General features: G+C 47.3%; 3 protein-coding genes and 1 pseudogene. All 4 read right to left on the bottom strand.

Annotated elements, in window-relative coordinates; genetic code table 11:
- Nucleotides 1-209, bottom strand: a pseudogene (locus tag AB7S66_RS11460) (hypothetical protein); the annotation flags it as partial.
- Nucleotides 206-1,951, bottom strand: a complete 1,746-nt coding sequence (locus AB7S66_RS11455; protein ID WP_428520126.1) for an alpha-amylase family glycosyl hydrolase — start codon at nucleotides 1,949-1,951, stop codon at nucleotides 206-208. The pseudogene AB7S66_RS11460 and the gene AB7S66_RS11455, both read right to left, overlap by 4 nt.
- Nucleotides 1,948-2,973, bottom strand: coding sequence for a LacI family DNA-binding transcriptional regulator (locus AB7S66_RS11450; RefSeq protein WP_428520124.1), 1,026 nt, complete (start codon nucleotides 2,971-2,973; stop codon nucleotides 1,948-1,950). Before AB7S66_RS11450 ends, AB7S66_RS11455 begins: the two co-directional genes overlap by 4 nt.
- Complete coding sequence (locus AB7S66_RS11445) at nucleotides 2,967-4,367, bottom strand: glycosyltransferase (protein WP_428520122.1); 1,401 nt, start codon at nucleotides 4,365-4,367, stop codon at nucleotides 2,967-2,969. The genes AB7S66_RS11450 and AB7S66_RS11445 overlap by 7 nt, the downstream gene beginning before the upstream one ends.
- Nucleotides 4,368-4,474 lie beyond the last annotated feature (107 nt).

The following is a 4,474-nucleotide window of genomic DNA, read 5'->3' as shown; positions in this document are numbered from 1 at the left end:
CCTCGTGCAATCTCATCTTCAAGATGGGATTCGCCACAAATAAGCTGTCCATCTACACATGCAATAATATCTTTGAGTTTCATAAGGATGAGTATATCATGGACATGAGGCATCACGATAGGGGAAACCGGTTTTCTTAGGGCTTCGTATTGGTGATATCTTTTCATGGAAACCCTTGTTGAAAACAGATTAGTGGCGATGACAGTCATTCCTTTCTCTGCAGTGCCACAACCTGATACGGCATAAGCTGGATGTGCTCTGACACAGTGAGTGTTGTGTTGGTTATGAGATCCACAACCTCAGCTGTAGCCCCTTTCCATTGATTTGGGATGCGCAGTGGATTTGCACTGATGTTGACTGCAACAAAAAGCTCTTCCAAGTGTCCAATGTCCCCAGCGTTTTTCCTGGTAGTGCGAAGGAATGCAAAACATCCAGGATTGTCGGTATCTATGATCTCTTGGTCAGCAAGCGGAGATAATGCGGGCTCATTCTTTCTGATACTCAAGAGTGCAAGCATATCTTTTAAAATGACAGAGCGCCTGCTATGAGGATCTGAGAGTTCGTTCCTCAGAGATTGTACTTCAATTTTTTCACGATTGATCTTCCGTGGATGCATTGACAGGGATGGTGCTTCTGACCAATTCTTTGAACCTATCAGACTGTGAATGTAGATACCTGGAACTCCTTTGAAGAAGATCATGATTGCAGAAGCAGCGATGAAGCGTTTGATGGCAAGGCTCTCACGCTCCCCCTCTGTTATATTGGAGAGTGCTGAAAAGTAGTTGATATTCAGTTCATATGGGCTGGTTGAACCATCGTTTTCGCTTCTTCGTGAAATATATCCACCCTGCTTCTTTGTATGCTCCGCCATCGCTTCTATCTCTGACTTTGAGAGAAGACCCTGTACCGGCATCAATCCGATGCCGTCGTGGGATGCAAGAAAGTTGAAAAAAGTTACTTCGCTGGATGGGAGTGTAAGTGTTTTTGCCCATGAGCTGAGAGCTGTGGCGTCCCCGGAGAGGAATGTATGGAAAACAAGGGGTGGCAGCGAAAAATTATACACCATCGTTGCTTCATTATATCCATTCCCAAAATAGGAAATGTTCTCCTGGTGGGGTACGTTTGTTTCAGTGACCAGAAGGCTGTCGGGAAAAAGTGAGGACATTATCCGGGAAAAGAACTGTATGATGGTATGCGTCTTCGGATGATGGATGCAACGTGTGCCCAACTCTTTCCAAAGGAAGGCAACAGCATCAAGACGGACCACAGATGCCCCGTGATCTAGATAATGGAGCAGGATTTCAGTCATCTGGAGCAGTACCTGGGGATTGTGGTAGTTTACATCCACTTGGTCACTGCTGAATGTGGTCCAGACCAGCTTTTCCCCCATCTTGGTAAGCAAGGGCAAAGCACGTGGCCTGAAGACAGAACTGAGATCCTCGTCACCTTTCAACTCGATGATGAAATCCTTATACAGAGGATCATTCTCCAGGGATCCTTGGATCCATCTATTCTTTCTTGAGAGGTGGTTGGCGATAAAATCAACCATGAGAAGATACTCACCCTGTAGTGCGTGGATATCTTCCCAGTCCCCAAAGACAGGATCGACAGCAGTAGGGTCAATCACAGAAAATCCATCATCGGAGCTTGAAGGGAAGAATGGAAGGATATGTACCGTTGAAATGACAGAGCCGATATACTCGTGCAGAAATGATTGCAGCAGAGGGAGTGTTGGACATCCTGGTTCTCCTCTAAGGGAATCTGCATACGTAATCAGTATTGATGTATGTCGCTCCAGAGGAATCCCTTCTCTGATCGATCGTTTTCGAAGTTTTTCTTGGTATTTTCCCAACAAGGAGATAAATGCATCACTATACTGTGCTGCAACTCTCTTACCATATAGCTCTGTCAGATAAGGGATGACCAGATCCTGGAAACTTGTTTTACTCATGATGACTCTCTGATAATAAGTGTAGGGCATAGTATGATTTGCATGTTCTCTATGCCATCGGCTTTTGCTCTATACGTTGGGTGTTTTTCCTGTATTGCCTTGATCAACAACTTGGTAACCAACGAACCGATATCTGCAATGGGCTGGTGGACAGTGGTAAGGGGTGGACGGTACAGCTCGGCCATGGGCACATCGTCGAATCCGGTAATGGCAAGATCTGTCCCTATGGAGAGTCCTCGCTCCTTTCCCGCATTGATGGCACCGAATGCAATACTGTCATTGAAGCAAATGATGGCGGTTGGCGGATGAGGAAGATCCAAAAGCTTTTGTGTCTGCATAAAACCATCCTTTTGGTCGAAACTGCCAATGCATACCATCTCGCTCGGAAGGGAAAGCCCTATGAGTTCCATATGTTTTCTAACAGCCCTCAGGCGAACGGCAGAGAACATAACCGAAAGGGGGGGTGCTATACAAGCAATCCTTGTATGGCCTTTGCCTGCAAGGTGGTCCACTACACAGGCCATTGCATAATCACTGTCCTCCTCAACAAAGGGAAAGTCCTGTTTGCCTTCAACCATACCGAAGGAAGCAAACGGGAAATCAATGGATGATAGGTAGTCTATCCTCTCATCGTGGCAGAGGGTTCTGCTGATGACAAATCCATCAACCCTTCGCCCGTTTACCAGCTTTTTGTAGAGTGAGAGTTCATTCTCTCTTTTCGCGTAGGCTACAAGCAGATCCAACCCTTGCTCTGAGGCTTCCCTTCCGATACCCGCGAGCAGTTCACTGAAAAATGGTTCGCCGTAGCCCTTGGCAGAATACGGAACCACAATACCAATGGTATCGGTTACCTTTTTCTGCAACCGTTGGGCGATGCTGTTGGGGACATACCCCATTTCTTTTGCGGTAGTTTGTACCAGTCGTATTGTTTCTGGACTTACATCGGAACATCCTGCCAGTGCACGGGATACTGTGGTTACCGATTTTTGTACCTGTTCTGCAATATCTTTCAAAGTCACCATTGTGTGTTGCTCCAAGTTGTTGTATAGGGCCTGAGAAGCGTACGGAGTGTATCCAAGGAAAACGATTCCTTGCCTATCTTGAAGTTTGATTCTACCATATCCCTTCGTGCATGTCTGTTGAAAAGGACGGTGCACGCAGCATTGGCCGCTTGATCTACCTGATCGGACGGAAGCTGGGCAAGCCCTTGGGCATCCCAGGTAAGACTTTCCTTTTGTCCGAGCTCAATCATCTGGAATCCTGATTTCCTGATATCGCTTTGGTATATTTCATAGGGGAATAAGACGATTGGGAGTTTCGCTTTCACGGCTTCCAGCAATTGGTTGCCCCAGCCCTCCCAGTAGGAAGGATACGTCACCATATCTGCATGTGCATATACGTCCCAAAGGCTGTATATCTTTTTCTCTCCCCTTCTCGTACGGGTATGGCTGATATGATCTCCAATCCAGATCAAGGTGACATTTTGCATACAGGCCTTTGCTTGCAGTTGGGAAAGGTACGCTCCTGCATCATTCTCAATGCTCCCGGCAAGCATGAGGATGACTTTGCTTGTATCGGTGAAGACCTTTCCATTATAGAGAGCTGTATTGCGATATGCTTCCAGTTTCCTCTCCAGTATCTGGGCGAAATCAATGGCAAGCTCAATCCCCTTCCGCTTAACCACTCTGGTGGCTTGCAATAGGAGCACATCTTCATCCTTGATACCGAACGCTTCCCGCACATCACTGTTATAGGTGTCTTTCTGCCAAGGGCCATTGCTGAAATCAAACGTGTTGGGAATGATGTTGGCGGTAATGCCCTTGCGCTCCTCCAAGGCTCTCTGTGCCTTTGAGTTGATCACTACATGTTCATGCTGCCTGTCATGGGGAGGCAGGTACTGGTCGACTATTCGTATGGCAGGCTTACAGGTGAGAGAGATGGGTGTGACTCGCTCCCAATAAAAATCATGATGATGGGCAAGTACATGGAGTCTTCGTGCATGTACGACGTTTTCCAGAGCAATAGCGGCGGCAGGGTGCAGCCCCACCGACCAGATGTTCTCGATAATCAGTACATCAAGGCTATAGCTATCAACCCAAGAGAGAAACTCCTTGGTCAGTGCCAAGGCGTTCCTCTCCATTGCCTCTTCATAAGCTGCCTCACTATCAAAATCCCCAAGATTCTCGAATGTTCCGCGATTCAATGCACGCGCCTCTTCACTGAAATAGGAGAGAGAGGGGATGATGGTACTCTGATTGTCAATCATCGGGGGCTGTCCGCAACAGTAATATACGGTGTGGCCTTCAGAAACAAATACCTCGCGCCACTTGTCCATCTCCAGGGAAACCCCGTCAGTCTCGCCGGTCTTGAAGTGAACCATTCCGATTGAAAGAGATGTATGCCGTTTGCTGCTCATTCTTTGACACCCCCGGCAGCCAGTCCTCCTGTAAGGTTCTTCTGGATGGACATGAAGAGGATCATGACCGGGATAGCAGTAAGCATTGATGCAGCCATTATCCTATC

Origin of the sequence: Sphaerochaeta sp. (assembly GCF_050178175.1) — a bacterium.
Taxonomy (GTDB): Bacteria; Spirochaetota; Spirochaetia; order Sphaerochaetales; family Sphaerochaetaceae; genus Sphaerochaeta.
The sequence above is the reverse complement of the archived record's forward strand: the minus strand, read 5'-3'. Positions and strand labels throughout refer to the sequence as shown.

Bases quoted from the DNA above. Each gene is read 5' to 3' on its own strand.
- AB7S66_RS11455 (WP_428520126.1), bottom strand. From the start codon at position 1,951: ATGAGTAAAACAAGTTTCCAGGATCTGGTCATCCCTTATCTGACAGAG.
- AB7S66_RS11450 (WP_428520124.1), bottom strand. From the start codon at position 2,973: ATGGTGACTTTGAAAGATATTGCAGAACAGGTACAAAAATCGGTAACC.
- AB7S66_RS11445 (WP_428520122.1), bottom strand. From the start codon at position 4,367: ATGAGCAGCAAACGGCATACATCTCTTTCAATCGGAATGGTTCACTTC.